Annotated in this window: 4 protein-coding genes and 2 pseudogenes; 3 read left to right on the top strand and 3 right to left on the bottom strand. The window is 64.9% G+C overall.

Annotated features, from left to right (window positions below):
- The coding region (locus EP26_RS29800) for an IS630 family transposase (protein ID WP_043344882.1) at positions 1–321 on the top strand (321 nt) is incomplete at its 5' end.
- Here the strand turns inward: EP26_RS29800 and EP26_RS38860 are convergent.
- Both EP26_RS38860 and EP26_RS29805 read right to left on the bottom strand, forming a co-directional pair.
- Entirely contained in the window at positions 322–588 is a 267-nt protein-coding gene (locus EP26_RS38860; protein WP_408735126.1) for a hotdog domain-containing protein, read from the bottom strand. It lies immediately after the preceding gene.
- A gap of 41 nt (positions 589–629) precedes the next feature.
- Positions 630–2,213 (bottom strand): Na+/H+ antiporter, encoded by a 1,584-nt coding sequence (locus EP26_RS29805; protein ID WP_043344884.1) that lies wholly within the window; start codon positions 2,211–2,213, stop codon positions 630–632.
- Positions 2,214–2,502: 289 nt separating this feature from the next.
- On the opposite strand from EP26_RS29805, the pseudogene EP26_RS29810 reads away from it, so the two are divergent.
- Together EP26_RS29810 and EP26_RS35855 are read left to right on the top strand one after the other, a co-directional pair.
- Positions 2,503–3,605, top strand: a pseudogene (locus tag EP26_RS29810) (IS5 family transposase).
- 430 nt (positions 3,606–4,035) lie between these two features.
- Positions 4,036–4,260 (top strand): hypothetical protein, encoded by a 225-nt coding sequence (locus tag EP26_RS35855; protein WP_157033939.1) that lies wholly within the window; start codon positions 4,036–4,038, stop codon positions 4,258–4,260.
- Positions 4,261–4,280: 20 nt separating this feature from the next.
- On the opposite strand, the pseudogene EP26_RS37915 reads toward EP26_RS35855, so the two are convergent.
- A pseudogene (locus tag EP26_RS37915) lies at positions 4,281–4,852 on the bottom strand (transposase); the annotation flags it as partial.

The raw sequence follows: 4,852 nt of genomic DNA on the forward strand, positions 1-4,852 counted from the left end.
GAGCGCCTGATCCGCGACGCTCGCCGGAAGGTCTTCCTCATCCTGGACCGGCTGCGGGTGCACCGCGCCCGCCTAGTTCAGGACTGGCTTGCCGGGCACAGCTCCAGGATCGAGGTGCATTACCTGCCGCCCTACAGCCCCGACCTGAACCCAGACGAGGGAGTGAACGCCGACCTCAAGCAGGCGGTCCCGCGCAAGGCGCCGGCGCGCAGCAAGCAGCAGCTGAAACGTGCGGCGATCAGCCATATGCGTAGCCTTGCCAAGCGGCCGCAGCGGATCCGCTCCATCTTTCAGCACCCGCAATTCCGCTACGCCGCGTAGTCAAGACAATGGGGGCCGCCTCAATAGACGCTCTAAGACACCCTCCGTCACCTTTTGCCGATCCTTGCCATGCCTGCGCCCGCGTGCCCAGGTCTCGATCTTGACCGTAACCGAGGTATCGCCGGCCTTCACTACGGAGCAGTAGGAACTCACGCCGTCGCCGACCGAGACGGGGCGGAGAGCACTTGGCGTTGATCGCTCGCCGTCATCACAGCGCAGGAAAATAGCTCCAAAGCGGGTGTTTGATCTGTATCCATTTTGGAGCATGCCGGACACCTGCCGCTCGCTCTGCCCGCTAATCCTGTCAATCAGCGCTCACCCATAGCGACCCTGATCTGTTGCTCTTCCAGGTCAAGTTCTGCGATCAGCGCTGCCATAGCCTCGGTGTCGAGTTCGTCCTTATGCTCGGCCAGGAGCTTTGCGCGTGCAGCCTCGACAGCCGTCAGCCGCAAGCCGAGCCGCGTCGCGTCACGTTGCGAGCCTGTCTCGGCATCCCGGCGCATTTGGTCGGCCTGTTTGGCACGGACCCGGAGGTCGCGCAGGAGGTCATCGGCAGCGGCCGCTTGCTCTGGATCGTTAAGCTTCTCGGCCACGGCATCCATGGCCGCAACCGTCGCCTCGCTCCGCGCGGTGATCGCCTCTGGCGTGACGGCCGGATTCGCGGGTTCATCCTGCGGCTCACTGACGCCGAGGCGCCGGATCAGCGGCCCAAGCGTCGTTCCCTGAAGAACGAGCGTTGCCAGGATGGCGCAAAAGGCAAGAAAGAGGATGATGTCGCGCCCCGGAAACTCTGCCGGGAGGGCCAAGGCCGCCGCAAGGCTTACGACGCCCCGCATTCCAGCCCAGGACAGCACCGTCACATGGCTCCAGGGCGGCATCGGATCGCGCTCCCGTAACCTCGGGGAAAGCACCCGTGGCAGCCAAGTTGCCGGGAAAAGCCAGATGAAGCGGCTGGCAATCAGCGCAGCCGAGACAGCGAGGCCAAGACTCGTAAGCTGCCAAGGGTCGTACTGCTCAAGGCGCGCGAGAATGTCGCGCAGTTGCAGGCCAATGAGAATGAACACTAGGGCGGTGAGTACAAACTCGACAAAGCTCCAAACCGCGCCTGACTCCAACCGCGTGCGTGCTGTGAAGGCTGCGTGCTGCTGTTGCCCAAGCACGAGGCCACAGGTCACAGCCGCGAGGACGCCGGAGACGTGTACTTGTTCGGCCGCAATGTAGGCGGCGAAGCCGGCCAGAAAGGTGACAAGGATATCGAGGAGCGTGTCCTCCAGACGGGCGAAGATCCACATAGCGACCCGCCCAACGCCGTACCCCAAAGCCGCGCCGCCAGCGGCTGCCAGCACGAAAGACAGTGATGCTTCGCCAAACGAGATCCCACCCGCCATCGTTGCGGTGACCGCGAACCGATAGAGGACCAGCGCAGAGGCGTCGTTGAGCAGGCTCTCGCCTTCCAACACAGTGACAAGGCGCTTAGGGATTCGGAAATCCTTCAGCACCGAAGTTGCCGCTACTGCATCGGGTGGAGCAACGATTGCGCCAAGCGCGACAGCGGCAGCCCATGGTAGGTCAGGCAGGAGAAGTTTTGTGGTTACAGCCACGGCTGCTGTGGTGAATACGACCGCGCCGAGGGCAAGCAGCAGGATCGGTCGTAGGTTGAAGCGGAATGCGGGCCAGTCGGTTCGGTAGGCGCTCGCCTGTAAGAGCGGTGGCAGGAACATGACCAGCGCCAATTGGGGGTCGAGTTCGATGGTGGGCAAGCCCGGCACCAAAGCCAGCGTCATGCCACCAATCACGAGCACCACGGCCAGCGGTGTATGCAGGCGGCGAGCGACGAGGGCCAGCGCAACGGAAGCGGCTAGGAGGCCGAGCAATACTTCAAAGACTAACATGGGACCATGACCATTTCGGACCGTACGACCACAAAGCCCAACGCAAGAAGCACCGGAAGTAGGCAGGTTAGTCGCTAATGAAGTGAACATTCACGCGCTGCGTCCGAGGTCTGGGTGGTTCTGCTCGAGCAGCAGTTCAATGTGTAGTAGAAAGTATCGAAGCGGCCGATGCGCAACGGCGGCGGGCGTCGCTTCCGCTTACCCCTTACCTAGCAGGCTGCTGAAATTCCCGCTCGCGACTAGCTGCGGATCGTGATTCGCTGGTCCTCGTCAATGGGACGAGGTTGGGATGCGGGGCAAGGACGAGGTGCGGGGCTCGCTCTTCAGCTACGTGGACCTGGAACAGCGGGTCCGTCCCGACCACCCGCTGCGGACGATCCGGGCGATCCGGGCGATCCGGGCGATCGTGAACGCGGCGCTGGCGGAGATGTCGGCCGAGTTCGACGCGCTTTACCCGCCGACGGGCCGGGATTCGATCCCGCCCGAGCGGCTGCTGCGGGGGCTGCTGCTGCAGGCCTTCTACTCGATCCGCTCTGAACGCCAGCTGGTCGAGCGGATCGACTTCGACCTGCTGTTTCGATGGTTCGTCGGCCTTGATGTGGACGACCCGGTCTGGGACGCCACGACTTTCACCAAGAACCGCGACCGGCTGCTGGGCGGCGAGATCGCCGGGCGCTTCCTGGCCACCGTGGTGGCGCAGCCGAAGGTGCGCGCTCTGCTCTCGACCGAGCATTTCTCGGCCGACGGCACGCTGCTTGAGGCCTGGGCCAGCACCAAGAGCCTCCGGCCGAAGGAGGCTCCGGCCCGCCGCCCGATGCGGGGCGCAACGGCGAGCAGGACTTCCGCGGCCAGAAGCGCCGCAACGAGACGCACGCCTCCACCACCAACCCCGATGCCAAGCTATTCCGCAAGGGCCCGGGCAAGGAGGCCAAGCTCTGCTTCATGGGGCACGCGCTGATGGAGAACCGGCATGGCCTGATCGTCGGTGCCGTCGCCACCCGCGCCTCGGGCCATGCCGAGCGCCTAGCTGCGCTGCACCTGATCGCGCCGCGTGCCGACAGGCCCGGCGAGGTCACCCTCGGCGCCGACAAGGCCTTCGACGTGCGCGACTTCGTCGCCGAGCCACGCGAGATTAACGTCACGCCGCACCTGGCGCAGAACACCAGCGGGCGCCAGTCCGCCATCGACGGGCGAACGACGCGGCACGCGGGCTACGCCGTGAGCCAGCGCATCCGAAAGCGGATCGAGGAGGCCTTCGGCTGGGCCAAGACAGTGGCCCGGCTGCGCAAGGCCCGGCACCGCGGCCTGTCCAAGCTCGACTGGCAGTTCACCTTGGCCATGGCCGCCTACAACTTGGTCCGCCTGCCAAAGCTGCTCGGCGCGGCGGCGTGACGCCCGTCGACCCCCGCACGATGCCGGGCGCCCGGAAAGCGCCCCTGCCCGAGTTCGCCGCCGCCATGCGCGGCGCTCCGCCAGCGCCGGAAAGGGCCACGATCCGGCACAGTTCGCAGGCTTTTCAGCAACCTGCTAACGAACTGCGTACCAAGCTCTCCTTGTTAAAATTGATTTCTCCCGCACACGGCTGATTGAGATAACCGGCAAGCGGACGGTATCCGCGGGAGGGTATGACATGGCGGCGGGTGAGACAGGGCGATCGGGACCGCAGAGCGCGCGCAAGAGGCCGGCGTAGCGGCGCTCGACCATAGCGGACGGGCGTCGCGCTAACGCAAGCGGAACGCGGTCCTGCGGTCGCCGGCGGCACGACAGATCGGAACTGCCCTCAACGTCCGATCTTTCGTTCTATCTATTCTAGGAACCGGAGATGCCGACCGATAAGCAGAAGGGAACTGGAGAGCCTGGCTGGACGAAGGAGGAAAAGGGCCAAGGAGCTCCAACCTCCAACAAGGTGGGCGCGGCAGGCGAAGCGGGCGATGCAATGCCCAAGGCAGGCTACGGAGGCGACGAACGCGCAGCGACGGAAGCCGCAGCGGCGCAAGTGGAGGAAGACTCGAACGGTAAGGCTGGGCCGGACGATCGCAAGGGATGACTAATACCAAATCCCACTGATCAGAACCGATACGCCCAATCGCGCAGTCCGATGGACATGATAGTCCAGGGCTGCTCGACGAGGCGGTTCCAAGCGCGACAGCAATGGTCGACGACGTCGTCGTGGCAGCGGAAGACGCGGTTGGAGAGCCAGTTGTCCCGCATGAACTGCCAGGTGTTCTCGACCGGGTTGAGCTCAGGGCACTTGGGCGGCAGCGGGATGAGGGTGATGTTCGGCGGTACCTCGAGCCTGTCCGATAGGTGCCATCCGGCTTGGTCGAGCAGCAACACGGCATGCGCATTCGGCGCCACGGGCCTGGTGCCGCGCCGGGCCCAGCGCCGGGTGATCTTGTTCTTCTGCCCCACTCTGGCCTCGTCGGCGAACCAGATCTCTATGGCGCTGGCGGCGACGCACTTCTCACGCGCAACTTCCTCCAGGCGGGCGGGGAAGGTTTTTTAAAATTCTCGATGGCGTCTTCCGCCTGCGCATGATGGCGAGGACGTGCCGAGAGCTTGCGGTAGCCAAGGGCCCGCACCTCGCGGCTCATGGTCTGCTTGGCGGCCGTGACCCGGTGCTCCTCCCACAGCCACTG

It is taken from the genome of Belnapia moabensis DSM 16746, assembly GCF_000745835.1.
Taxonomy (GTDB): domain Bacteria; phylum Pseudomonadota; class Alphaproteobacteria; order Acetobacterales; family Acetobacteraceae; genus Belnapia; species Belnapia moabensis.